General features: G+C 71.3%; 26 protein-coding genes. 17 read left to right on the forward strand and 9 right to left on the reverse strand.

All coding sequences use genetic code 11. The annotated features are described in order from the left end of the window. Positions 1-342: 342 nt before the first annotated feature. Positions 343-1,194, reverse strand: a complete 852-nt coding sequence (locus tag OG439_RS49110; protein WP_326947157.1) for a putative RNA methyltransferase — start codon at positions 1,192-1,194, stop codon at positions 343-345. Between the two features lie 172 nt (positions 1,195-1,366). Between OG439_RS49110 and OG439_RS49115 the strand changes: the two genes are divergently transcribed. From OG439_RS49115 to OG439_RS49125, 3 genes are read left to right on the forward strand one after another with little or no spacing between them, the layout of a single operon-like run. Next, a complete protein-coding gene (locus OG439_RS49115) occupies positions 1,367-2,749 on the forward strand; it encodes an ammonium transporter (protein ID WP_326947158.1) in 1,383 nt (460 codons plus the stop codon). Next, a complete protein-coding gene (locus OG439_RS49120; RefSeq protein WP_003103060.1) occupies positions 2,746-3,084 on the forward strand; it encodes a P-II family nitrogen regulator in 339 nt (112 codons plus the stop codon). Before OG439_RS49115 ends, OG439_RS49120 begins: the two co-directional genes overlap by 4 nt. Positions 3,085-3,093: 9 nt before the next feature. Next, a complete protein-coding gene (locus tag OG439_RS49125; RefSeq protein ID WP_247062351.1) occupies positions 3,094-5,409 on the forward strand; it encodes a [protein-PII] uridylyltransferase in 2,316 nt (771 codons plus the stop codon). A 41-nt stretch (positions 5,410-5,450) separates the two neighbouring features. Here the strand turns inward: OG439_RS49125 and OG439_RS49130 are convergent, their stop codons facing one another. From OG439_RS49130 to OG439_RS49155, 6 genes are all read right to left on the reverse strand, one after another. Continuing rightward, entirely contained in the window at positions 5,451-6,794 is a 1,344-nt protein-coding gene (locus tag OG439_RS49130; protein ID WP_326947159.1) for an FAD-dependent monooxygenase, read from the reverse strand. Beyond that, positions 6,787-7,458: a VC0807 family protein gene (locus OG439_RS49135; RefSeq protein ID WP_326947160.1), complete on the reverse strand. Its 672-nt coding sequence runs from the start codon at positions 7,456-7,458 to the stop codon at positions 6,787-6,789. Before OG439_RS49135 ends, OG439_RS49130 begins: the two co-directional genes overlap by 8 nt. Next, positions 7,455-8,057 (reverse strand): TetR/AcrR family transcriptional regulator, encoded by a 603-nt coding sequence (locus OG439_RS49140; protein WP_326947161.1) that lies wholly within the window; start codon positions 8,055-8,057, stop codon positions 7,455-7,457. The genes OG439_RS49135 and OG439_RS49140 overlap by 4 nt, the downstream gene beginning before the upstream one ends. A gap of 70 nt (positions 8,058-8,127) precedes the next feature. After that, on the reverse strand, positions 8,128-9,432 hold the full coding sequence (locus OG439_RS49145) for a GGDEF domain-containing protein (protein ID WP_326947162.1): 1,305 nt from the start codon (positions 9,430-9,432) through the stop codon (positions 8,128-8,130). Positions 9,433-9,974: 542 nt separating this feature from the next. Continuing rightward, positions 9,975-10,727 (reverse strand): glucose 1-dehydrogenase, encoded by a 753-nt coding sequence (locus tag OG439_RS49150; RefSeq protein WP_326947163.1) that lies wholly within the window; start codon positions 10,725-10,727, stop codon positions 9,975-9,977. 22 nt (positions 10,728-10,749) lie between these two features. Then, on the reverse strand, positions 10,750-11,337 hold the full coding sequence (locus OG439_RS49155; RefSeq protein WP_326947164.1) for a TetR/AcrR family transcriptional regulator: 588 nt from the start codon (positions 11,335-11,337) through the stop codon (positions 10,750-10,752). 121 nt (positions 11,338-11,458) lie between these two features. On the opposite strand from OG439_RS49155, the gene OG439_RS49160 reads away from it, so the two are divergent. Continuing rightward, entirely contained in the window at positions 11,459-11,827 is a 369-nt protein-coding gene (locus tag OG439_RS49160; protein WP_326951816.1) for a hypothetical protein, read from the forward strand. A 52-nt stretch (positions 11,828-11,879) separates the two neighbouring features. Further along, positions 11,880-12,758 (forward strand): non-homologous end joining protein Ku, encoded by an 879-nt coding sequence (gene ku / locus OG439_RS49165; RefSeq protein WP_326947165.1) that lies wholly within the window; start codon positions 11,880-11,882, stop codon positions 12,756-12,758. Positions 12,759-13,029: 271 nt separating this feature from the next. Here ku and OG439_RS49170 read toward each other — a convergent pair whose 3' ends face one another. Both OG439_RS49170 and OG439_RS49175 read right to left on the reverse strand, forming a co-directional pair. Further along, positions 13,030-13,494: a MarR family winged helix-turn-helix transcriptional regulator gene (locus OG439_RS49170; protein WP_326947166.1), complete on the reverse strand. Its 465-nt coding sequence runs from the start codon at positions 13,492-13,494 to the stop codon at positions 13,030-13,032. A 10-nt stretch (positions 13,495-13,504) separates the two neighbouring features. Beyond that, complete coding sequence (locus OG439_RS49175) at positions 13,505-15,295, reverse strand: ABC transporter ATP-binding protein (protein ID WP_326947167.1); 1,791 nt, start codon at positions 15,293-15,295, stop codon at positions 13,505-13,507. A gap of 217 nt (positions 15,296-15,512) precedes the next feature. Here OG439_RS49175 and ffh point away from each other — a divergent pair, with 217 nt between their 5' ends. The 12 genes from ffh (at position 15,513) to OG439_RS49235 (ending at position 24,739) form a co-directional block, all read left to right on the forward strand. Further along, on the forward strand, positions 15,513-17,060 hold the full coding sequence (gene ffh, locus OG439_RS49180) for a signal recognition particle protein (protein ID WP_326947168.1): 1,548 nt from the start codon (positions 15,513-15,515) through the stop codon (positions 17,058-17,060). Next, positions 17,057-18,133 (forward strand): amidohydrolase family protein, encoded by a 1,077-nt coding sequence (locus tag OG439_RS49185; protein WP_326947169.1) that lies wholly within the window; start codon positions 17,057-17,059, stop codon positions 18,131-18,133. The genes ffh and OG439_RS49185 overlap by 4 nt, the downstream gene beginning before the upstream one ends. Before the next feature lie 46 nt (positions 18,134-18,179). Beyond that, entirely contained in the window at positions 18,180-18,905 is a 726-nt protein-coding gene (locus OG439_RS49190) for a CPBP family intramembrane glutamic endopeptidase (protein WP_326947170.1), read from the forward strand. A gap of 100 nt (positions 18,906-19,005) precedes the next feature. Continuing rightward, positions 19,006-19,821, forward strand: a complete 816-nt coding sequence (locus tag OG439_RS49195; protein WP_326947171.1) for a CPBP family intramembrane glutamic endopeptidase — start codon at positions 19,006-19,008, stop codon at positions 19,819-19,821. A gap of 184 nt (positions 19,822-20,005) precedes the next feature. Then, the gene (gene rpsP / locus OG439_RS49200; protein WP_247062372.1) at positions 20,006-20,449 is read left to right on the forward strand and encodes a 30S ribosomal protein S16; all 444 of its coding nucleotides are present in this window, start codon (positions 20,006-20,008) and stop codon (positions 20,447-20,449) included. Continuing rightward, entirely contained in the window at positions 20,446-20,685 is a 240-nt protein-coding gene (locus OG439_RS49205; RefSeq protein WP_003103110.1) for an RNA-binding protein, read from the forward strand. Before rpsP ends, OG439_RS49205 begins: the two co-directional genes overlap by 4 nt. A 22-nt stretch (positions 20,686-20,707) precedes the next feature. Next, positions 20,708-21,220, forward strand: coding sequence for a ribosome maturation factor RimM (gene rimM, locus OG439_RS49210; protein WP_247062374.1), 513 nt, complete (start codon positions 20,708-20,710; stop codon positions 21,218-21,220). A 1-nt stretch (position 21,221) separates the two neighbouring features. Further along, the gene (gene trmD, locus OG439_RS49215; protein ID WP_326947172.1) at positions 21,222-21,977 is read left to right on the forward strand and encodes a tRNA (guanosine(37)-N1)-methyltransferase TrmD; all 756 of its coding nucleotides are present in this window, start codon (positions 21,222-21,224) and stop codon (positions 21,975-21,977) included. 176 nt (positions 21,978-22,153) lie between these two features. After that, positions 22,154-22,516, forward strand: a complete 363-nt coding sequence (gene rplS, locus OG439_RS49220) for a 50S ribosomal protein L19 (RefSeq protein ID WP_247062376.1) — start codon at positions 22,154-22,156, stop codon at positions 22,514-22,516. A 31-nt stretch (positions 22,517-22,547) separates the two neighbouring features. Continuing rightward, positions 22,548-23,486, forward strand: coding sequence for a signal peptidase I (gene lepB, locus OG439_RS49225; RefSeq protein WP_326947173.1), 939 nt, complete (start codon positions 22,548-22,550; stop codon positions 23,484-23,486). A 90-nt stretch (positions 23,487-23,576) separates the two neighbouring features. Continuing rightward, positions 23,577-24,419 carry a ribonuclease HII gene (locus tag OG439_RS49230; protein WP_247064058.1) on the forward strand — a complete coding sequence of 281 codons (843 nt, stop codon included), beginning with the start codon at positions 23,577-23,579 and terminating at the stop codon, positions 24,417-24,419. Further along, a complete protein-coding gene (locus tag OG439_RS49235; protein WP_003096226.1) occupies positions 24,416-24,739 on the forward strand; it encodes a DUF2469 domain-containing protein in 324 nt (107 codons plus the stop codon). The genes OG439_RS49230 and OG439_RS49235 overlap by 4 nt, the downstream gene beginning before the upstream one ends. Positions 24,740-24,834 lie beyond the last annotated feature (95 nt).

Genomic DNA, 24,834 nt, shown 5'->3' on the forward strand with positions numbered 1-24,834 from the left:
ACCGACGGACGCGCGAGTGAGTCGCGGTGCGCGAAGTTCGGATCGCCGACGGAGGGCAGGCTGCGGCTCGCGGTGCGCCGAGGTCAGATCGCGCCACGCCGTGGTCGTGGGATGTGAGGAGGTCGGACCTCTGATGAGGCGTGCTGGTGAGACCGCGGTGCGCGGAGGTCGGGCCGCCGACGAGGGCGCATCGGCGAGGGCGCGGTGGAAAGGACCGGGTCGGGCGCGTCGGCGACGTTGCAGGTGCGGAGGGGCGGGCGGCCACGACGACGGCACCGGCCGCCGCGGGTGGCTGTGGCGATGGCGCGCGGCCGGTCCGCCGAGAGCGCCGCGCCGGTCATCTCACAGGCGGCGGTACTTGGAGACCGAGAACGACACCGTGACCTCCTGCGGCTCGCTCACCGCCGCCAGACGCTCCCTACGGCCGTCGCGGTCCAGGTGGTGGCCTGCTGGGCCCATCTCCACCGCCTGGCGGATGCGTTCCGGTGTCAGCTCCACCTTGCTGCGTACCGCCGTGCGGGCCGTGCGGGTGAAGTACTCGCCCAGGGTGCCGTCCAGGCGCTCCTCCTTGCGGTCGTCGACCGTCAGGACCAGGTCGCCCAGCTCGCGGAGGTGGTCCGGGGTCGGGGAGGCGACCGTCAGCAGGCCGCCCGGGCGCAGGACCCGGTGGAACTCCGGGCCGTTGCGTGGGGCGAAGACGTTCAGCAGGACCGTCGCCACCTCGTCGCCCACCGGCCACGGCTCCCACAGGTTCCAGACCGCCGCGCCCAGGCGGGGGTGGGCTCGCGCCGCGCGGCGGAGGGCTGCCGCCGAGACGTCCAGGGCCAGCCCGGTCGCCGCCGGGGCCGCGGAGAGGACGTGGGCCAGGTAGTAGCCCGTGCCCGCGCCCGCGTCGATCACCAGGCCGTCGGCCTCCGCGCACACCCTCGCCAGCTCGTCGGCCAGCGCGCGGTACGCGCCCGACGCGAGGAAGTCCGCGCGGGCCGTGACCATCGGCGCGGTGTCCGCCGTTCCGGCCGGGATTCGCGCGTGCAACAAGTTCACGTAACCCTGTCGCGCTAGATCGAAAGAGTGGCGGTTGCCGCAACGCAGCGTGCGTTCGGCTAGCCCGATCGGGTCGCCGCACACCGAACATCGCAACGCTTCCACGACCTGGGGTGGCAGTGGGTCATTCCCGCCGTCGGCTGGGGTCATGGGGATATTCGACCACGAGGTTTCACAACCGGACACTTCAGCACGGGTCCCGGGAAACCTGGACGTAACAACGTGGCGTGGACAGTTCACGCGGGTGAAACCTGACGCGCCGCCCCGTGAAACACCGCGCGCCAAAACTCCCTTCGCATAACCCAGGGCACGGGAGGACGATGTGCTGAACGCAGGAGACACCGCATGGGTATTGGCCAGCGCCGCGCTGGTCATGCTCATGACACCGGGATTGGCCTTCTTCTACGGCGGCATGGTCCGCGCGAAGAGCGTCTTGAACATGCTGATGATGAACTTCATCGCGCTGGCCGTGGTGGGGGTGTTGTGGGCCCTGTACGGCTTCTCGATGTCGTTCTCCAACGACGCCTTCGGCGGCTTCGTCGGTAACTTCGACCTCGCCGGGCTCGGCGACACCGTCGGCAAGCTCGCCGGCTTCGTGACGGCCGCCACGAGCACCTCGCCGGAGGTCGCGTGGCCGGGCTCCGACGCGCTGCCGGTGCTCGCATTCGTGATGTTCCAGCTGATGTTCGCGATCATCACGCCGGCGCTGATCTCCGGCGCCATCGCGGATCGCGCGAAGTTCTGGGGCTGGACGCTGTTCGTCGTCATCTGGGTGACGGTCGTGTACTTCCCGGTCGCGCACTGGGTGTTCTCGTTCAACGGCTTCATCGGCGCGGACGCCGTCGGCGGCTGGATCGCCAACAACCTCAAGGCACTCGACTTCGCCGGTGGTACCGCGGTCCACATCAACGCCGGTGCCGCGGGTCTGGCACTGGCGATCGTGCTCGGCAAGCGCAAGGGCTGGCCGAAGGACACCGGCCGGCCGCACAACGTGCCGTTCGTCCTGCTGGGCGCGAGCTTGCTGTGGTTCGGCTGGTACGGCTTCAACGCGGGTTCGGCGCTGGCCGCCAACGACCTCGCCGCGGTCGCCTTCACCAACACCACCGTCGCCACCGCCGCCGCCGTCCTCGGCTGGCTGGTGGTCGAGCAGCTCAAGTTCGGCAAGCCGACCACCCTCGGCGCCGCGTCCGGCGCGGTCGCCGGTCTGGTCGCCGTCACCCCGGCGTGTGGTTTCGTGAGCCCGATCGGGGCCATCGCGATCGGCCTCATCGCCGGTGCGGTCTGCGCGCTGGCCGTCTCGCTCAAGTACCGGTTCGGCTTCGACGACTCGCTCGACGTCGTGGGCGTCCACCTGGTCGGCGGCATCGTCGGCACCCTGCTGATCGGCTTCTTCGGTACCACCAGCGTGAACTCGCTCGGCGCCGACGGCCTGTTCTACGGCGGTGGCTTCACCCAGCTGGGGCGCCAGGCGGCGGCCGCGGGTGCGGTGCTGGTGTACTCCTTCGTACTGACCTTCATCATCGGGTTCGCGATCAAGAAGGCGGGCGGCTTCCGCGTCAGCGTGGAGGACGAGGTCGGCGGCATCGACGAGGCCCAGCACGCGGAGAGCGCGTACGACTTCACCGGGTTGTCCGGCGGTGGCGCTCCGTCCACCATTCCGGTCAAGACCACGTCGGCCGCGAAACTCGAGGAGAGCAAGGCATGAAGCTCATCACGGCGATTGTGAAGCCGTTCACGCTGGACGATGTCCGCTCCGCGCTGGAGCAGCTGGGCGTGCTGGGCATGACGGTCAGCGAGGTCCAGGGGTACGGCCGCCAGAAGGGCCACACCGAGGTCTACCGCGGCGCCGAGTACTCGGTGGACTTCGTGGCCAAGCTGAAGATCGAGGTCGTCACCGACGACACCAACGTGGAGAAGGTGCTCGACGCCATCACCACGGCCGCGCACACCGGCAAGATCGGTGACGGCAAGGTGTGGGTGACGCCGGTCGAGACCGTCATCCGGGTACGGACCGGCGAGCGCGGCACGGACGCGCTATAGGCGTCCGGGATGGCCGACGGGGGCGAACTGGTCCAGGCCACCGAGCGGTTGCTCGAGGGCAGGCACGGGAGGCTGGGGGCGTCCGCTTTGCGGGCGGCCCTGGTCGACCTCTATGAGTTCTGGCTGAGCAGGGGTGCCTCGGCGGCCGGCGTCGACACCGCGGAACCGCGGGTCGCGCTGGTCGCCGTGGGCGGGCTCGGCCGCCGGGAGCTGGTGCCGTTCTCCGATCTCGACCTGCTGCTGGTGCACAACGGCAACAGCAAGGTCGGCGAGATCGCGGACGCGCTCTGGTATCCCTTGTGGGACGCGAAAGTCGGGCTGGACCACTCGGTCCGCACGCCCGGCGAAGCACTGAAGGTCGCTTCGGAGGACCTTCGGACGGCGATGGGCCTGCTCGACGCCCGGCACCTCGCCGGGGACGCCGAGCTGTCCGGCCGCCTGGTCACGGCGGCGCGGGACCAGTGGCGCCGCACCGCGCGCAAGCAGATCCCCGATCTGACGGCGTCGGTGCGGCAGCGCTGGACCCGCAGCGGCGAGATCGCGCAGTCCGCCGAGCCCGATCTCAAGCACGGGCGGGGCGGGCTGCGGGACTTCGCCGTGCTGGAAGCGCTGGCCGCGGCGCAGCTCACCGCCCGTCCGGGCGAGGAGCTCCTGGAAGCCAAGGGACTCCTGCTCGACGTCCGGACCGAGCTGCGGCGCGAGATCCGGCGCGAGCGGGACGTCCTGTCCGCGCCGGAGGCCGACCTGGTCGCCTCCGAGCTCGGCTTCGGCGACCGCTTCACCTTGGCGCGCAAGCTGTCCGGCGCCGGCCGCACGATCGCGTACGCGCTCGACGTCGCCCTGCGGTCCACTGTGGACCCGCCGAAGGCGCGGTTCGGGCGGCGACCGTCCCGCACGCCGCTCGCCGAAGGCGTGGTGCTGCACGGGAACGAGGTCGCGCTCGCCCGCGACGCCGTCCCGGCGAAGGATCCGGCGCTGCTGCTGCGGGTCGCCGCGGCGTCGGCGCGCACCGGCAAGCCGATCGCGCTCGGCACCCTGAAAGCCCTGGCCGAGTCGGCCCCCGAGCTGCGCGCGCCGTGGCCCGCCGAGGCGTTGAACGCCCTGGTGGAGCTGCTGGGCGCGGGGGAGGGCCTGGTCGACGCGGTCGAGTCGCTCGACCGCACCGGGCTGTGGTCACGGCTGTTCCCCGAGTGGGGCGCGGTCCGTGACCTGCCGCCGCGCTCGCCGGTGCACCAGTGGACGGTCGACCGGCACCTCGTGCGCACCTGCGTCGAGGCGGCCAAGCTGACCACCACGGTGCCGCGGCCGGACCTGCTGCTGATCGGCGCGCTGCTGCACGACATCGGCAAGGGCCGCGACGCCGACCACTCGGAGCTGGGCGCCAAGATCTCCGCCCAGGTCGCGGCCCGGCTCGGGCTGGACGCGGCGGACGCGGCGACGGTGTCGGCGATGGTCCGTCACCACCTGCTGCTGCCGCACACCGCGACGCGGCGCGACATCAGCGAGCCGGCGACGGTGGCGCGGGTGGTGAAGACCCTGGACAGCGACATCGTCCTGGTCGAACTGCTGCACGCGCTCACCCAGGCCGACTCGCTGGCCACCGGCCCCGGCGTCTGGACGGACTGGAAGGCCCGGCTGCACGCCGAGCTGGTCACCGGGTGCGAGGAAGTGCTGCGCGGCAAGGGGTTCACCGCACCCGAGCCGATGGACTCCGAACAGCGCGAGCTCGTCGCCCAGGCCGTCGCCTCGGGCAACGGCGAGGTCCGGATCAGCACGCACGGCAAGGTCGTCACGGTGCTGCTGGCCGTGCCGGCCCGCGCGGAGCTGCTGGCCCCGGCGGCGGGCGTGCTGGCGCTGAACTCGATGGAGGTGCACTCGGCGATCCTGCGCGGCCACGACGGCGGGCGCGCCGGGTTGTTCACGGCGTCACCGAAGTTCGGCTCCTTGCCGGAAGTGACGCTGCTGCGCGAGCAGTTCGCCCGCGCGGTCGCCGGCACCCTGCCGCTGACGCAGCGGCTGGCGGCGAAGGAACGCGACTACGGCTCACCCGACGCGGCGTCGGTCGCGCCGAAGGTGCTGTGGTTCGACGACGAGACGAGCGGCCCGGACACGGTGGTCCTCGAACTCCGGGCGGCCGATCGGATCGGCCTGCTGTTCCGCGTGGCGGGGGCGTTGCGCCGCTGCGACGCGGAGGTCCGCTGGGCCAAGGTGGCGACGCTGGGCGGCGCGGTGGTCGACTCGTTCGCGGTGACGCCCCGCAGCGGCCGCATCGAGCCGGGCTGGCGCCGCGAGGTCGAGCAGGCGGTGCTGGCCGCGGCGTCCTGAGTGGTCTTGCCTGAGCCGAGCCGTCACTCGGCTCAGGCAAGTCACACCAGCGTGATCGCGGGCTCGCCGAACCACGTGCTCAGCGCGTCTTCCAAGCCCGGTCCGCCGTCCCAGACCACGTAACCATCGGGCCGGACGAGCCGTGGCTCGGCGCCGGGACGAGTCTCGACGCGGTCCGCCCACTCCGGCGGCAGTTCCGCGCCGATCAGCACGGCGCGACCGTCCTCGGCGACCGGGATCCCCGTCGTACGACCGGAAATCCCCGGGTACGTCACGCCGATGCCCGAGATCTCCGCCGCGACCGCGCGACGGGCCTCGGGGACGGCGATCAGCCCCGTGACGATCTCCCGGACGGCCACCGCGTCGGGATCGGGCACCCCGAGCACCGCCTGCGCGCGGGTGCTGACCAGCACACGGGCGGCGACCGGGTGACGCTCGTCGTGGTAGCTGTCGAGCAGGCCGGCCGGAGCGTGGCCGCGGACGTGCGCGGCCAGTTTCCAGCCGAGGTTCACCGCGTCCTGCAGGCCCAGGTTGAGTCCCTGGCCGCCCACCGGCAGGTGGATGTGCGCGGCGTCGCCCGCGAACAGCACGCGGCCGTGGCGGTAGCGCTCCAGCTGCCGGGACGCGTCGCCGAACCGGGACGCCCAGAGCACTTCGCCCACCTCGAACCCCGGCCCGTGCAGGGCGGTCAGGGCTCGCTGCAGCTCGCCGGCCGTGACGGGCTCGTCGCGGCCGAGCCGCTGCTGCTCCTCGCCGACGACGACCAAGCGGTGGCGGCCGCCGGACAGCGGCAGCAGGAACCCCGCGGACTTCGTCGGCAGCCGCCATTCGTCGGCGAACCCGGCCGGCTTGCGGGTGAGCGTGAGGTCGGCGACGACCAGCGAGATCCGCGCCGAACGACCGGGAAACGCCGCCCCCAGCAGCGTCCGGACCGTGCTGTGGCCTCCGTCGGCCGCCACCAGCCAGCCGGCCCGGTGCTCCCGCCCGCCCGCGGTGACCGTGACGCCGTCGTCGTCCTGCGCCACGGCGGTGACGGCCGCGTCGCGCAGCACCGGCGTGCGCAGCCGCGCCTCGATCGCCGCCGCGACGTGCACCTGCTCGACGCCGAGCTGGTACGGGAAGGGCGTCGGCAGGTCGGTGTAGTCGATGTGGATGCCCGAGAAGTGCCCGCCGGGCAGCCGGGCCTCGGTGTACGGCTCGATCGCGGCGAGCAGGCCGCGGTCCGCCAGCACCTCGACGGACCGGGGCTGCAGGCCGAGCGCCTTCGACTGCGTGGTGGGCCGGGTGTCGCGGTCCAGGACCAGCACGTCGAGCCCGGCGCGTTCCAGCTCGAACGCGGCCAGCAGGCCGGTCGGACCGGCCCCCGCCACGAGGACGTCAGGCATCGAGGTTCTCCTTCTTGAGGTACCAGACGTGCCAGACGAGCAGCGCGGCCAGCATGGCGAACCACTGCACGTTGGTGACCAGCGAGATCAGGTCGATCGGCAGCGTGTAGACGAGCACGACGTGCGCGATCGCGCTGATCAGCAGCACGCCGCCCCAGGCGGCCGTGTTGATCCGCATGCCGCGCCGGAACCGGGCGTCGGTGTCCCAGCGGGCCGCCCACGCGTTCGCGCCCTCGGCACCGCGCTTGACCTCGGCGATCGTGCGGCCCAGCGTCAGCTGCGCCGGCCGGCCGATGAACACCGTGACCAGCATCCACGCGCCGAACACGCCACCCAGCGCGGCGGTCCAGCCTTCCCGGATGGCGAGGGTGCGCGGGTCGTCGGACAGCAGGCCGAGCACGACCGAGAGCACCAGGACGCTCAGCGTCACCAGGGCGACGAGGTCGATCTTGCGGTTGCGCACGATGGTCCACAGCACGTACGGCGCGGCCACCAGGACGCCGGCCATCAGCGCCCACCACTGGCTGACGCCCGCTGCGCGCAGGCCGTAGAACAGCGCCATCGGCACGATCACCTCGAACACGACGGTCAGCACGTTGGCGCGGATCACCCGCCGCAGGCCGGCGTCGGGCTCGGGCCTGGCGGTCTTTTCCTCGATCATCATGCGGATTCCCCAGTGGACTCGGGTGCGGTCGCCCGCACGTAGAGGTCGGCGAGATCGCGGCCGATGCGCGCGAGCTCGGATGGTTCGGGCACTGCGGCGGCGGCGGTGGCGACGACGGCGTCGAGGCCGCTGGTGAGCGCCAGTGCCGCGGTGCGCGGGTCGAAGCGGCCGAAGGCGCCGGCCGCCTGTCCGGTGCGGAAGTGCTCTTCGAACAACGCGAGCCGCCCGTTGACGGCGTCACTCTGCGAGCCGGCGTTCTTCACCAGGTCGATCAGCGCCCGGATCGCGTCGGGGTGCTCCCCGACGAGCGCGACGTTGGCTTCGACGAAGGCGCGCAGCTGCGCGACGTGCCCGACGGCGGCGTCGATGCGCGGCTGCATGAACGCCCCGGTGACCCGTTCGATCTCGGCGACGCACACCGTGAGCAGGTCGTCCTTGCCCGCGAAGTGGTAGCTGATCATGCCGGTGCTCGACAGACCCGCGTGCTTCGCGATCCGGCTGAACGACGCCTTGGCGAAGCCTTCCGCGGCGATCACTTCGATCGCCGCTTGCACGATCTGGGCCCGCCGGCCGGATTCGGTGAACGTTCTTGCTCGCATGAGCAAAATTTAGCTCAGCCGAGCAAATTTGACAAGTCACCTGGTCAGGGCCGGGAAAGAGGGGAGTGGGTCAGGCGGTCGCGGTGCCGTCGACGACTTTGTTGCGGCCCGCGTCCTTGGCTCGGTAGAGGGCCTTGTCCGCGGCCTGCAGCAGGCGCTCGACGGCCGTGCCGCCGTCGGGGTAGGTCGCCACGCCGATCGACGCCGACAGGGCGTCGATGACGCGGACGTGGGTGCCGTCCTCGTACTCGACCTCGAGGGCCGCGATCGCCGCGCGGATGCGCTCGGCCACCGCGAGCACCGCCGCCGGGCCGATGTCCGGGAGCAGGACGACGAACTCCTCGCCGCCGAAACGGCCGACCGAGTCGTAGTCGCGGACGGCGTTCTTGATCGTCGTCGCGATCGACCGCAGCACCGCGTCGCCCGCGAGGTGCCCGTGCGCGTCGTTGATCAGCTTGAAGTGGTCCAGGTCGATCATCAGCACGCCGAAGCTGCTCTGCGTGCTCCGCTGCGCCCGGGCCAGCTCGCGCGACGCGAGCAGGTGCCAGCCGGTCGTGTTGAACAGGCCCGTCTTCTCGTCGGTGGTCGCCGCGATCTCGAGCTGCTTGATCAGCACCGCGCGGTGCAGCACCAGCAGCGGCGGCACGATCGCGATGGCCAGCGCGGGCAATGTCGCCAGCGTCAACGCCGTGAGCAGGCCGAGGCAGAGCGTCGCGACCTCGAGGAGGTTGTCGCCGAGGCCGCCGAAGAACGCCTTCACCGAGCGCTTGGTGATCGTCAGCGCCGGGACGATCGTGATCGCCGCGAACAGGAAGTACGTCACGGCGGCCAGCGTGATCGCCGTGACGCCGCGCCAGCCCGACGTCAGCGCCGCGTACATGTCGGGGACACCGAGCCGGTTCAGCGCGAACTCGGCCGAGTAGCAGGTGATGACGACCAGCGTCGCGTTCAGCGCGGTCCGGAACGGCGGGACGCGCTTCATCCGCGTGAGGCTGCGCGTCGCCAGGTGCACGTAGAGGACGACGACCAGGGCGGCGACGAGCGCGGGCGGCAGGAGCAGGACCCCGGCGAACGTCCAGACCGACGTCAGGTTGATGTGCGGGGTGTCCGACACCAGCCGCCGGACGCGCTCGATCTGCCGGCCCAGCTCCGCCTGCAGCACGCCGAGGACGCCCAGGACCGCGAAGACGATCAGGTCCCAGAGCCGCACGGGCACGCTCACGGCGGTCCAGACGGTGGCGACGAGGGCCACCGACTCGACCAGGAAGACGTAGCGGATCAGCGACCCGCGTTGCCGCCAGAGGGTCCATTGACCCGGATGGAGCACGCCACGATCACGGCCCGCGCGGGGCTGGGCCGGATGGGCGCCGTCCATACTCAAGGCGGTGCAACTCCCGTGGGTGATCCGACGATCAGCGTCCACCCCATCACACCGGGCGGCCGCGATCGATGGGTGCCACACGATCGGACCAGTGAAGGGAGGCCGCCGTCATGCGCAACCGCGAATCCTGACCCTCCGCCCGCAGTCCGTGCCGCGCGAGAGGAGAGCCGTCGTGCGCAATCGCGAGTCCTGAACCCCGCTCCCGTCCGTCATCGCGCAGGAAGGAGTGCCGCTGTGCGTAACCGCGAGTCCTGATGCCGGGTCCGCCGTCCGCCCCGCGCGAGAGGAGAGCCGTCGTGCGTAACCGCGAGTCCTGAACCCCCGCTTTCGTCCGTCACCGCGCTCGAAGGGAGAGCTGCTGTGCGTAACCGCGAGTCCTGAAGCCGAGCCAGTCGTCCGCCCCGCGCGAGAGGAGAGCCGCTGTGCGCAACCGCGAGTCCTGAACCCGTCCGTCCACCGTCCGTCTTGGCACGAAAGGGGATCGTCACCATGCGCAACCGTGAATCCTGAAGCGACGCGGGCCCGGGTGGGGCCGCTCAGGCGGTCGCGCCGCCGTCGACCACCAGGTCGTGGCCGACCGTGAACCCCGCCTCGGCCGAAGCCAGCCACAGCACCGCTGCGGCCACTTCGGCGGTGGCACCCACCCGGCCCAGCGGAATCGCGGTCTCGAGCCGCGCGGCGCGGTCGGCGTCCGTCTCGCCGGGCCGCAACGACATCTCGGTGTCGGTCGGACCCGGGCTGACGGCGTTGATGCGCACGCCGTCGCGGACGTGATCGCGCGCCGCTGTGCGGGTCAGCACGCTCACCGCGGCCTTCGACGCCGCGTAGGCGGCCATGCCCGGGATCCGGCCGTGCGCGCCGATGTTCGACGCCATGTTGACGATGGCGCCGCCGCCGTGCGCCCGCATGTGCGCGATCTCGTGCTTCATGCACAGCCAGGTGCCGGTGAGGTTGGTGCCGATCACGGCGTCGAAGACGTCCTCGCGCAGGTCCCCGGCGGGCGCCGGCTCGCCGAGGATGCCCGCGTTGTTGAACGCGACGTCCAGGCCGCCGTGCCGCTCCACGACCGTCTCGACCATGCGCGCGACGTCCGCGGAGTCGGTGACGTCCGCGACGACGGCGCTCGCCGAGCCGCCGATCTCCTGCACCGCCGAGGCGAGCCGCCGCTCGTCGCGTCCGGCGACGACCACCGTCGCGCCTTCCGCGGCGAACGCCTTCGCCGTCGCCCGGCCGATGCCCGAGCTGCCGCCCGTCACCAGGACGATCTTGCCCGCGAACCGTGCCCCCATGCTTGCCTTCTTTCTGGTCTGATCAGTCTCGAATGAGGACGCGCATCGCCTGCGAGACGGCCGCGTCCAGCCGGCCCGCCGCGTCCGCGCCCTTGCCCAGGACCCGCAGGCCCTGGAGGACGGTGAGCAGGAACCGGGCGAGAGTCGCCGGGTCGCTGCCCTCGGGCAGCTCGTCCTGCGCCTTCGCGCGTTCCAGCGTCATGGTGAGCGCGACTTCGAGGGTGTCCCAGCTGCGTTCCACCAGCCGCGCGACCGCCGGATCGCGGGGGAGCAGCTCGATGGCCGCGTTGACCACGAAACAGCCGATGGGCCCGGCGTCACCGGCGATGTCGGCGACGTAGCTCTCCAGCAGTCCGCGCACCGCGGCCACTCCGGAGCCGGGCCGAGACAAGCTCGCCACGACCTGGGCGTCCGTCCGCTCCGCGTAGCGCTTCAGCGTGGCGACGTACAGGTCGTGCTTCGTGCCGAAGGTCGCATACAAGCTCGCCTTCGCGACGCCGAGGTGTGCGACGAGGTCGCTGACCGACGTCGCTTCGTAGCCTTGACGCCGGAAGAGCGCGAGCGCGGCGTCACACGCCTCGTCGACGTCGAACTCCTTGACCCGGGACATGATCAAAACTCTAGCCGCATCGAGAACGATCGGTCAAATATGCGAGCGGCGGTGTGTCGTGTCCGGTGACGCCGGGTGCGGTGGCACTATGGCTGCTCTGACCGGCCTGAGGGGGTGCGTGATGCAGGACTCGCCGCGGCTGACGCTGCCGCCGACGGTCGTCGCCACCCACCTGCGCTCGTGCGCCGAGGAGCTCGCCGCGGGCCTGCGCGGCGGCGGCCCGGGCGCCACCACGACCGAGCTCATCGACGTCGTCGCCCAGCTGGTCGCCGGCCAGGAGGCCATCTCCCACGCACTCGCCGGGCTCGCTCGCCGCGTCGAGGCCGGCACGGACGCCCTCGCTGCCGCTCCGCCGCTGGACGTCGAGGTGGTCACCGAGGTGCTGCGCGAGGCGGCCATCGCGGCCCGCTGCGCGGCCGAGGCGCTCGACGAGGTCACGCCGTCGTTCGAATGCGTGAGCGAATCCGTCGCGCCCGACACCCGTTTGTAGCTGTCGTCGCGCAAGCCCGCCCGCCTAGCCTGGAGCTGCGGAGGTGACTCGTATGCGCGCTGTGTGGACGGGCACGATCGGGTTCGGCAGTTACGCCATTCCGGTGAAGGCGTACAGCGCGACCGAGGAGCACGAGATCCCGCTGCACCAGGTGCACGGCGCCGACGGCGGCCGTGTCCGGGTGAAGCGGGTCTGCGAGGTCGATGGCGAAGAGGTGCCGCCCGAGGAGATGGTCCGCGGCTACCCGGTCCCCGGCGGCGACGTCGTCCTGTTGTCGGACCACGAGCTCGCGTCGCTCCCGATGCCCGGCCGCACGATCGACATCCGCGGCTTCGCGCCGCTGGCCGACGTCGACCCGATCTGGTTCGCGAAGACCTATTTCCTCGAGCCCGAGCCGGCCGGGACGAAGCCGTACGTGCTGTTCAGCGAGGCGCTGCAGCAGTCCGGCCGGATCGCGCTGGTCACCGTCGCGCTGCGCCGGCGCGAAGTGCTCGGCGCACTGCGGGTGCGCGACCAGGTGCTCCTCCTGGAGACGATGCTGTGGCCCAATGAGCTCAGGGCCCCGGACTTCCCGTTCCGGCACGCCGACGTCGACATCCGGCCCGGCGAGCTGCGCCGCGCGGTGACCCTCGTCGAGGAGCTGACCGGCGAGTTCGACCCCGGCCGCTATCCCGACCGTTACCGCGAGGCCCTCGAAGCGTTGATCCGGGCGAAGATCGAAGGCGCCGAAGTCGTCCAGCCGACGGCGGCCGAGCAGTCCGAGGGCGTCACGCGGCTGCTGGCGGCGCTGCAGGAGAGCGCGGCCGAAGCCGAGGACGCGCGCAACGCGGCCGTCACGAAGGCCAAGGCCGCCGCGGCGAGAGCGGCGAAGGCGCGTACGACGGCGAAGCGGGCCGCGTCGCGCAGCCCGGGACGCGCGAAGACGTCCTGAGTAGTACTACCCACGGGTAATTGAGGGTTCTCCCACTGCTGGTGGCCGCCGGGGCGCGGCAGACTTCGTCCTGCCAGCGGATGCCGGAACCGCTGGTGAGGGGGTCGGGACGGCCCCTGGGGAGGTGTGCCGTCCAGACACCAGGGTTCCGGGGCGGGCCGACGGAGGAGCGGTCCGTTCCCGGAACCCGCGGCGCATCGCGGGGAGGCGGTGCGCACGAGGGGGAGTTCTGAAGGCTGCCGCGGAGGAGCGAGGGTCTCCGCGGCAGCCTTCAGGCGTCCGCCACCCGCATCAGCAGCTCCGACGCGAGCTTCAGAAGCTGCCGCTCGGTCGGCGACAACGTCGACTCCAAAGCCGTGGCCAGCCAGCGTTCCCGCTGGACGCTGTACTCCCGCAGCACCGCCAGCCCGTCCGGGGTGATGCGGATCAGCGACCGGCGGCCGTCGTCGGGGTCCGGCGTGCGCGTCACCAGCTCGCGCTCGGTCAGCCCGGCCAGGATGCGGGTCAGCGACTGCGGCTGCAGCCGTTCCGCCGCGGCCAGCTCCGACGCCGTGTGCGTGCCCGCCCGGTAGAGCCGGCTCAGCACCGCCAGCACCGCCGGGCCCGGGCCGTTCGGGTCGCGCTCGGAGCGCATCCGCCAGTTCAGCCGCCCGACGCCCTCGCGCACCCGCCCCGCCAGGTCGGCCAGCTCGGGATCCGCGCTGACCCGCGAGGTGACGTCGGAATCGGGGTGCATGGGCCTCACATTAGGCGGTTCCGCGCACCAGCCGGGCATAACGCCCGTCGAGCGCCAGCAGCTCTTCGTGCGTCCCGCGTTCCACGATCCGCCCTTCGTGGAGCACCACGATCTGGTCCGCGTGCTCCACAGTGGACAGCCGGTGCGCGATCGTCAGCGTCGTGCGGCCCGCGGCCAGGCGGTCCAGCTCGGCCTGCACCGAGCGTTCGGTGCGGGTGTCGAGGGCGCTGGTCGCCTCGTCGAGGACGAGCACCGGCGGGTTGCGCAGCAGGATCCGCGCGATCGCCATCCGCTGCTTCTCGCCGCCGGAGAAGCGGTAGCCGCGCTGGCCGACGACCGTGTCGTAGCCCTCGGGCAGCCCGGCGAGCGTGTCGTGGATGTGCGCGGCCTTCGCGGCCGCCTCGATCTCCTCGTCGGTCGCGCCCGGCTTGGCGAAGCGCAGGTTCTCCCGCACGGTGTCGTGGAAGAGGTAGGTCTCCTGCGACACCATCCCGACGCCCGCGGCGAGCGAGGCCAGGGTGACGTCGCGGACGTCGGTGCCGTCGATCTCCACGGACCCGGCGCTCACCTCGTACAGCCGCGCGACCAGGTAGGCGAGCGTCGTCTTGCCCGAGCCGGTCGACCCGACGAGCGCCGTGGTCGTCCCCGCCGGGACGTCGAGGTCGATGTCCGCCAGCGTGAGCGGGCCATCTTCGTCGTACCGGAACGCGACACCGCGCATCGAGACGTCGCCGCGCCGTACGTCCAAGGTGCCGGCGCCGGGCTTGTCGCTGATCTCCACGCGCAGGTCGAGCACCTCGAAGATCCGGCCGAACAGCGCCTTCGACGTCGCCACGTTCTGCCCGATCGTCTGCATCGCGCTGGCCGGCGCGACCAGCCGGTTGAGCATGCTGGTGAACGCCACGACGGTGCCGAGCGAGATCGGCGACGCGCCGTTCGCGAGCGCCAGCCCGGCGATCCAGTAGACCAGGGCCGGGATCACCGTCAGGCTCATCGCCCGCGACGCGATCTGCCAGCGCCCGGCCAGCGCGGCGGCGCGCTCCAGCGACGCGATCTCCCGTGACTCCGCGCCGAAGCGCTCCCGCATCGCCCGCTCGTTGCCCATCGTCTTGGCGAGCAGCACGCCGGTGACCGACAGGGACTCCTCGACCATCGTCGTCAGCCGCGCCATCCGCCGGGTCCGGCCGCGGGCCAGCGTCCGCCGCTTCTTGCCCAGCCGCAGCGTGAACAGGAGGAACAGCGGGACGACGATCAGCGACAGCAGCGCGAGCTGCCAGTCGAGCAGGATCAGCGCCACCGTGATGGCGATCGTCGTGGTGGCGTTCTGCACCATCGACCCGGCGGTCGTGGTGATGACGTTGTCGACGCCGCCGATGTCGTTGAAGACCCGCGAGAGTACTTCGCCGCTCTTCGTCCGGGTGAAGAAGCCGAGCGACATCCGCTGCAGGTGGCCGTAGACCGACACGCGCAGCTCGTTCATCACGTGCTGGCCGATGGTGTTGGACAGCCCGGTGGTCGCGACGCCGAGCGACGCGCTGCCGACCGCGCAGGCGATCATCCCGGCCGCCAGGACGCTGATCAGCAGCGTGTCGCGGTGGGGGAGCGCGTCGTCGAGGATCTCGCGCAGCAGGAACGGCGAGACGACGCCGAGCCCGGCCTGCAGGACGATCAGCGCGAACAGCGCGGCGAGGGGCCCGCGGTGCAGGCGGAACAGGCCGGCGATCCGCCGGAGCGGGACCGGTTCGTCGGTGTCGGACGTCGGTTCGGCGAGCGACGGCCGGGCTCTGGTCGCAGAAGTCATACGCACATGTTTACCGAATTCTGCTCGGCTCACCAGTGAATTTCGCAATTTAAAGCCAAATCAGGGTAGAGCTCGCGCGCACAGTAGTACACCTAGGTGTACTAATCACGTGGGCGACTTTCGCGTACCCGTGAGGCCGGGAAGCCGCAGCGACTACTCTGGAGTGGCCGGCCTGGTCCGGCGCGCCACTCTCGACCCAGCTGGAGCGTGCACACCCGTGTTCGACACCCTGTCCGATCGGCTCACCGCCGCCCTTCAGACGCTCACGCGCAAGGGCCGGCTGTCCGACGCCGACATCGACGCCACCGCGCGCGAGATCCGCATCGCGCTGCTGGAGGCCGACGTCGCCCTCGGCGTGGTCAAGACCTTCATCGCGCGGATCAAGGAACGGGCGAAGGGCGCCGAGGTCTCCCAGGCGCTCAACCCCGCGCAGCAGGTCGTCAAGATCGTCAACGAGGAGCTCGTCGGGATCCTCGGCGGCGAGACCCGCCGGCTCAACCTGGCGAAGACCCCGCCGACGGTGATCATGCTCGCCGGCCTCCAAGGCGCCGGCAAGACGACGCTGGCCGGCAAGCTCGCGCTGTGGCTGAAGAAGCAGGGCCACGCGCCGCTGCTGGTCGCCTGCGACCTCCAGCGCCCCAACGCCGTCACGCAGCTGCAGGTGGTCGGCGAGCGCGCCGGCGTCACGACCTTCGCGCCCGAGCCCGGCAACGGCGTCGGCGACCCGGTCGACGTCGCCCGCCGCGCCATCGCCGAGGCGAAGCACGCGCAGTACGACGTCGTCGTCGTCGACACCGCGGGCCGCCTCGGTGTCGACGAAGAGCTGATGAAGCAGGCCGCGGACATCCGCGACGCCGTCAAGCCGGACGAGACCCTGTTCGTCGTCGACGCGATGATCGGCCAGGACGCCGTGACCACGGCCGAGGCGTTCCGCGACGGCGTCGGCTTCTCCGGTGTCGTGCTCACCAAGCTCGACGGTGACGCCCGCGGTGGTGCCGCGCTGTCGGTCCGCGAGGTCACCGGTCAGCCGATCCTCTTCGCCTCCAACGGCGAGAAGCTCGAGGACTTCGACACCTTCCACCCGGACCGGATGGCGTCGCGGATCCTCGGCATGGGCGACGTGCTGACCCTGATCGAGCACGCCGAGCAGGCCTTCGACCAGGACCAGGCCGAGAAGGCCGCCGCGAAGCTGTCCAGTGGTCAGCTGACGCTGGAGGACTTCCTCGAGCAGATGCTCGCCGTCCGCAAGATGGGCCCGATCGGCAACCTGCTGGGCATGCTGCCCGGTGCCGGTCAGATGAAGGACCAGCTGGCCCAGGTCGACGACAAGCACCTGGACAAGCTGCAGGCGATCATCCGCGGCATGACCCCGGCCGAGCGCGACGACCCGAAGATGATCAACGGCTCGCGCCGGCTGCGCATCGCCAACGGCTCCGGCGTCACCGTGCGCGAGGTCAACGACCTGGTCAACCGGTTCTTCGAGGCCCGCAAGATGATGGCCCAGATGGCCGGCCGGTTCGGCTTCGGCGGCGGGGGCGGCGGCTCCAAGACGCGCAAGGGCAAGAAGGGCAAGAAGGGCCGCGGCCCGACGCAGCCCAAGGTCCGCGGCGGCTTCCCCGGTGGCGGCATGCCGATGCTGCCTCCGGGTGGCGGTGGCGGCATGCCGGGTGGCATGCCCGACCTGTCCAAGCTCGGCGGCCTGAACGACGCCCCCGGCTTCGACCCGACGAAGTTCAAGCTGCCGAAGAACCCCAAGGACAAGTGAGCACCGCGCTCCACGCCGCCGGGGTGATCCTGCCCGGCGGCGAGTCCGGGGAGCTCTGGATCACCGGCGGCCGGATCTCGCTCGAGCCGGTCCCCGGCGCCGAGACCCTGGGCCGTGACGTCTTCCTGGTGCCCGGGCTGGTCGACGCGCACTGCCACCCCGGCATCGGCATCGGCGGGCCCGTCTCGCTCGACGAAGCGGCCGAGCAGGCCCGCACCGACCGCGACGCGGGCACGCTGCTGATCCGCGACTGCGGCCTACCGATCGACGTCCGGCCGCTGCAGCGCCGGGCCGACCTGCCGACGATCATCCGCGCCGGGCAGCACCTCGCCCTGACCAAGCGCTACATCCCGGGTCTCGGCATCGAGCTGGACGACCCGGCCCAGCTGCCCGCCGCCGTCGCCGAGCAGGCGAAGGACGGCGACGGCTGGGTCAAGCTGGTGGGGGACTGGATCGACCGCGGCGTCGGCGACCTCGCGCCGCTGTGGCCGGACGACGTCCTGGCCGACGCCGTGCGGGTCGCGCACGACCACGGCGCCCGCGTCACCGCGCACGTGTTCGGCGAAGCCGCGTTGCCCGGCCTGATCGCGGCCGGCATCGACTGCCTCGAACACGGCACCGGCCTGAGCGCCGACCAGCTGGTCGAGCTGGCTCGCAATGACGTCGCGCTGGTGCCGACCCTGATCAACATCGAGAACTTCCCGGGCATCGCGGACAAGGCGGGCCGGTACCCGGCGTACGCGGCTCACATGCGGGCGCTGCACGCGGGTGTCGGCGAGATGGTCGCCACGGCGATCGAAGCGGGCGTACGCGTCTTCGCCGGGAGCGACGCCGGCGGCCTGGTCGAGCACGGCAGGCTCGTCGACGAGATCGAGGCCCTCCACCGCGCGGGCATGACCCGCGAGCAGGCCCTCGCGAGCGCGTCCTGGGCCGCCCGCGACTGGCTCGGCCACCCCGGCATCACCGACGGCGCGCCCGCCGACCTGCTCGTCTACGCGAGCGACCCGCGTGACGACCTCGGCGTCCTGCGGCATCCGGCGCAGATCGTGCTCGGCGGCGTCGTCTACAGGTAGACCCCCGCTGTTTTCCTTGCGGGACCGGCACTTTAGCGTTGGGCGCGTGACGGACGACGACGGCGCACGGCGCGTACTGGGGGCGCACTGGTGTTTCGTGGCGTTCTTCGCCGGGATCGCCGGCTACTACCTGATCAACCTCGCCATCGCCGCCGGGGTCAACCGCAACGTCGGCGGGTTCGACCCGCTCGAGCTGCGTGACATCGGCCCGCTCCTGCTGCTGGCGTTCGTGCCCAACCTGCTGCTCGGCCTCGGCCCGGCCGTCGGCTCCTGGCTCTGGGGCCAGGGGCTGCGTGCCGACTTCGGGCTCACGCCGACCTGGCGCGACGTCCGGATCGGCCTCGCCTGCGGCGCGCTCGCGCTGGTCGTCGGCTACCTGCTCAACCTGGTGCTGATCGCGGTCTACGGTGCCGACGACGTCTCCGACAGCCCGCTCACCGACCTCGCCGACACCTTCGACGGCGACACGGTCTGGCTCGTGCTGGCCGCGGTGATCGTCATCATCGGCGCCCCGCTCACGGAGGAGCTGCTGGTCCGCGGCACGCTCTGGAAGGCGCTGTCGTTCCACCGGATCCCGGCGTGGGCGGTGCTCGTGCTCACCGCGCTCGTGTTCGCTCAGCTGCACGGGGAGCCCACCCGCACGATCGCGCTCTTCGGGCAGGGCATCGCGATCGGGCTGGCCCGGCACCTGTCCGGCCGGGTGAGCGCCGGCGTGATCGCGCACGCCGCCAACAACCTGCCGCCCGCCGTGCTGCTGTTCGTCGCGCACTGAGCGCTTGCGAAGATCGTGGACAGTAGCTGGACGGATACTGTGCGATCACTTTCCGGCCGCTAGGCTCGGGGGAGGAGCCGAGCGACCGCGGAGGGCAGGCGTGACCACTTCCCAGCCTCGGGAACCCCTTCCGGACGCGCTGCCGCCCCCCGAAGACCCGCCGGTACCCCCGGAGCCCGCCGCCTCGGCGTTCCTGGAGCCCGCGCCCGCGCACCGCTGGGGGTTCGGGGCGTTCCTGCTCGTCGAGGTCGTCCTGCTCGCCTCGGCCGCGTTCGTGTCCGTGCTGGTCGGCGACACCGGGCCCGGTCCGCTGCCGATCCGCGTCGTGCTGCTGGGCACCATGCTGCCGACGATGATCGCGGCCGGCGTCGCGGTGCTGGTCACCTACGTGCGCGGCAACGGGCCCTTCACCGACCTGCGGTTGCAGTGGCGCTGGTCCGACGTGCGGGTCGGGTTCAAGTACGGCTGCATCGGCCTCGTCTTCACGACCGTCGCCGCGTACCTCTGGACGCAGCTGGTCGGCGACGCCAACGCGACGTCCGCGATCAGCTCGCTGGTCGAGGACCGGCGGATGTCCGTGTCGGCGGCCGTCGTGATGTTCGTCTACCTCTGGCTGCTCGGCCCGATCTGCGAGGAGATCATCTACCGCGGCCTGCTCTGGGGCGCCGCCGAGCGGCTGCAGTGGCGCAGTGAACGCTGGGGCCGCTTCGCCGCGTTCCTGCTGTGCACGGCGGTGTTCGCGGCCAGTCACCTGGAGCCGTTGCGGACCACGTTGCTGCTGGTCATCGCGGTGCCGATCGGACTGGCGCGGCTCGTCACCGGACGGCTGCCCGCGAGCATCGTCGCGCACCAGGTGAACAACTTCCTCCCGGCGCTCACCATCCTGCTCGGCGCGCTCGGCGTGGCCTCTTTCTGAGGCCGTTTTCCCAGGCCGCTTTCAGGGGCCTCCGACCCCATCTGGCAGAATGGTGCACTGCCTGCTTCCGCCGGACCCTCTCACCGCGCGAAAGCTGTGACCTTCGGGTGCCCGCGTCCGTGTCCCCACTCGGACCGCGTGCGCCCACCCCAGCACCAGAGAGATTTGAGGAGTACCCACACCCGTGGCCGTCAAGATCAAGCTGCAGCGCCTCGGCAAGATCCGTGCGCCGTACTACCGCATCATCGTCGCCGACGCGCGCACCCGCCGGGATGGCAAGGCCATCGAGACGATCGGCAAGTACCACCCGAAGGAGGAGCCGAGCCTCATCGAGGTCGTCTCCGAGCGCGCCCAGTACTGGCTGGGTGTCGGCGCGCTGCCGACCGAGCCGGTCCAGCGTCTCCTCGAGATCACCGGTGACTGGCAGAAGTTCAAGGGCCTGCCGGGCGCCGAGGGCACCCTGAAGGTGGCCGAGCCGAAGCCGTCCAAGCAGGACCTGTTCAACGCGGCCCTGGCCGCGGCGGGCGAGGAGCCCACCACCGAGGCCACCACGCCGAAGAAGAAGTCGGCCCCCAAGAAGGCCGAGGCCGAGAAGGCCGAAGCCACCGAGGGTGAGAAGGCCGAGTGAGCTTTCTGGCTGATTCCCTCGAGCACCTGGTGCGCGGGATCGTCGACAACCCGGACGAGGTCCGGGTCGAGCTGCTGACCACGCGACGTGGCCGCACGCTCGAGGTGCACGTGCACCCCGACGACCTCGGCAAGGTGATCGGCCGGGGCGGACGCACCGCGACCGCCTTGCGCACCGTCATGGGCGGCATCGGTGGCCGCGGCGTCCGCGTGGACGTCGTCGACACCGACCGCTGATCCAGGCACAGAGAACGGTCAGATGGACGTCGTAGCAGGCCGCATCGCCAAGGCGCACGGAATCCGCGGGGAACTCGCGGTCGACGTGCGCACGGATTCGCCGGAAGAGCGGTTCAAGGTCGGTGCGGCCGTCACGACGAAGCTGCGTGACGGCAGCAAAAGGGAACTCACCATCGCAGCCGCCCGCGAACACAGCGGGCGGCTGCTGGTGCGTTTCGAGGAGGTCCTGACCCGCGACGTCGCCGAGACGCTGCGGGGCGCGCTGCTGCTCGTCGACACCGACGCGCTGCCGCCGACCACCGACCCCGACGAGTTCTACGACCACGAGCTGGCCGGCCTGCGGGCCGAGCTGCTCGACGGCACCGTCCTCGGCAAGGTCGTCGAGGTCGTCCACTCGCCCGCGGGCGAGCTGCTGGAGCTCGACGTCGAGGGCCGCGAGGTGCTGGTGCCCTTCGTGCGGGCGATCGTCCCCACCGTGGACGTCGCCGGCGGCCGGGTCGTGCTCGACCCGCCGGAAGGGCTGCTGGACGCCTGAGATGCGGATCGACGTCGTCACCATCTTCCCCGAATACCTCGACCCGCTGCGCGCCGCGCTGCTGGGCCGGGCCATCGACCGCGGGCTCATCGAAGTCGGCGTGCACGACCTGCGCGAATGGACCCACGACGTCCACCGCGCGGTCGACGACGCGCCGTACGGCGGCGGCCCCGGCATGGTCATGAAGCCGCAGATCTGGGGCCCGGCGCTGGACGACGTCTGCCGTCCGGAGACCCGGCTGGTCGTGCCGACGCCGGCCGGGCGCCCCTTCACGCAGGAGCTCGCGCACGCGTACGCCGAGGAGAAGCACCTGGTCTTCGCGTGCGGCCGCTACGAGGGCATCGACCAGCGCGTCGTCGACGACGCCGCCCGCCGGATGCCGGTCGACGAGGTGTCGATCGGCGACTACGTCCTGGTCGGCGGCGAGGCGGCGGTGCTCGTCATGGTCGAGGCCGTCGTCCGGCTGCTGCCCGGCGTGCTCGGCAACGCCCGCTCGGCCGCCGAGGACTCCTTCTCCGACGGCCTGCTCGAAGGGCCCAGCTACACGCGGCCCGAGGTGTGGCGGGAGCTGCCCGTGCCCGAGGTGCTGCGGTCCGGGAACCACGCACTGATCGACCGCTGGCGCCGTGACCAGGCCCTGGACCGCACCGCCCGCCGTCGCCCCGACCTACTGGCCGCGCTGCCGGAAGGCAGTCTGGACAAGCACGATCGCAGGGTCCTGGAGGGCTTGAGCGCCGCCGACCCCGAGCGGGCTTAGGGGCGGTTCTCCCGCCGGAACCCCGGTCTGTAATACTTGACAGGTTGGCGTGAGTGGACTTCCTCGTTCACGAGCCCGCCATCAGCCCCCTTGGGTCACCCGCAGCAGCATCGTTGCGCGCGGTGCGCCTTTCGGGATGTGTACGCAAGCCATACGAAGACGAGGACGGACCACCGATGAACACCCTGGACGCGCTGGACAAGCAGTCACTGCGTTCCGACATCCCGGCCTTCCGCCCGGGCGACACGCTCAAGGTGCACGTCCGCGTCATCGAGGGCAACCGCGAGCGCAACCAGGTCTTCCAGGGCGTCGTGATCCGCCGTCAGGGCGGCGGCATCCGGGAGACCTTCACCGTTCGCAAGGTCTCCTTCGGTGTCGGCGTGGAGCGCACCTTCCCGGTGCACTCGCCGAACGTGGCCGAGGTCGAGGTCCACAAGCGCGGCGACGTGCGGCGCGCGAAGCTGTACTACCTGCGCGACCTCCGCGGCAAGAAGGCCAAGATCAAGGAGCGTCGCGAGAACCGCGAGACGGCTAACTGAGTCACAACCCGGTTACCGGTAGCCTGACGACGTGGCCGAACCCGTGTCCCAGAACGCTCCTGAGGATGACCCCGATCGCTCCGAGGAGAACCAGCCCCGGCTGTCTCGCTCCGAAGAGCGCGGGGGCGCCCGCCGCAGGCGAGCCAAGCCCGCCAAGAAACGGTCGTTCTGGAAGGAACTGCCGATCCTGCTCGTGATCGCCCTGGTGCTCACGATCCTGATCCAGACATTCCTGGCGAAGGTCTTCATGATCCCCTCGGGATCGATGGAGGCCACCCTCCACGGGTGCCCCGGATGCACCGGTGACCGGATCCTCGTCGACCGGGTCACTTACGACTTCACCGAGCCCGGTCCGGGCGACGTGGTCGTGTTCAAGGGCCCGCAAGCGTGGATCAACAACGAGATCCCGCCGCAGGAGTCGAGCAACATCGTGGTCCGCGGGCTTCGCGGCCTCGGCTCGCTGGTCGGGTTCGCCCCGCCGGACGAGCGCGACTTCGTCAAGCGGGTGATCGCGGTCGGCGGCCAGACCGTCCAGTGCTGCGACCCGCAGGGCCGCGTGATCGTGGACGGCAAGGCGCTCGACGAGCCGTACGTCTACTGGGAAGACCCGTCCAACCCGAACGAGAAGCCCTTCGAACCGGTCAAGGTTCCCGCGGGGATGGTCTGGGTGATGGGCGACAACCGCAACAACTCCGACGACTCGCGGTTCCAGGGCGGCGGCGGCGTGAACGGTGCGGTCCCGGTGGACAACATCATCGGCAAGGCGCGGATCATCGTCCTGCCGCCGGGCCGGTGGGGCGGGATCACCGACCACAACCCGCAGGAATCGGCTCAGCCGGTGGCGCTCGGCGCGCCGGAGTGGCAGAGCGGGCTCCCGCTCGGAGCCGGGATCGCGGCGGCCTGGCCGGCGCTGTTCCTCGGGCGCAAGCTCAAGTCCGGACTGCGCCGGACGGCCGGGCGGAAAAGCTAGCCACCCGGACCGTGCCGGCAGACGGGTGATGCAGCCTTGACACTTCCCGTTCCCCTCACCGCGGCCGAGCCGATCCGGCCGCCGCGAGCCGTGGTGCGCGGCGACCTCTTCTGGGGTCTGCAGGGCGCACTCGACCGCCGCGGCCTCGGCCCGGTCGCCGGTGTGGACGAAGCCGGCGCCGGCGCGTGCGCGGGCCCGCTCGTGATCGCGGCCTGCGTGCTCAAACAAGGCGATGCGGCGAGGCTCACCGAGCTGACGGACTCCAAGCTGATGACGGCCAAGGCGCGTGACCGGGTCTACGACCTGGTCCTCGCCCGGGCCGTCGACTACTCGGTGATCGTCGTCCCGACCGCCGAGGTCGATCTCTACGGCATCCGGGTGATGAACCTCGAAGGCATGCGCCGCGCCGCTGCGGCATTGCGCGTGGCCCCGGGCTACATCCTCACCGACGGGTTCCGCGTCCCGGGCCTCACCGCCCCGAACGCCGCGGTGATCAAGGGCGACCGGACGGTGGCCGCCATCGCGGCCGCGTCGGTGCTGGCGAAGGTGACCCGGGACCGCATCATGGCCGGTCACCACGACGACCTGCCGCACTACGGTTTCGATGTGCACAAGGGATACAGCACGGCGGACCACCTGTCGGCGCTGCGCGAACACGGGCCCAGCGACGTCCACCGCTGGTCGTACACGAACGTCGCCACGGCGGCGATCGCGCACGGCATGCGCCCCGAGCGTCCGGTCGTCCTGACCTACGCGGCACTGGAGAAAGCCATGGAGAAGGACGCCGGTGCGAGCCTGGCCGCCGTCCTCGACGAAGCTTTGGACCCACAACTCAGCCTGCCGTTGCATGCCCCGAGCGCCGGCGTAGGTCACAATGAACGCTCCGCCGGCGGAGCAGGAGCACGATCCCGAGGAGGGGCGCGGATTTCATGAGCGCAGAGGATCTCGAGAAGTACGAGACCGAGATGGAGCTCTCGCTGTACCGCGAGTACCGCGACATCGTCGGCCAGTTCTCGTACGTGGTGGAGACCGAGCGGCGGTTCTACCTGGCCAACGCGGTGGACGTCCAGGTCCGCGACGGCGGTGGCGAGGTGTACTTCGAGGTCCGCATGTCCGACGCGTGGGTCTGGGACATGTACCGCCCCGCCCGGTTCGTCAAGCACGTGCGGGTGATCACCTTCAAGGACGTCAACGTCGAGGAGCTGGACAAGCCGGACCTCCGGCTTCCCGAAGACGGCCCGTTCTCGGGCTGAGCTTCCCCGTCACACCGGCGAAACCGCGCTATCAGGCGCGGTTTCGCCGGTTTTGTCGTCTCCGGGTCTCTTGCCGGGGTCCGTGCCCTTAGCAC

This window comes from Amycolatopsis sp. NBC_01307 (assembly GCF_035975215.1).
Taxonomy (GTDB): Bacteria; Actinomycetota; Actinomycetes; order Mycobacteriales; family Pseudonocardiaceae; genus Amycolatopsis.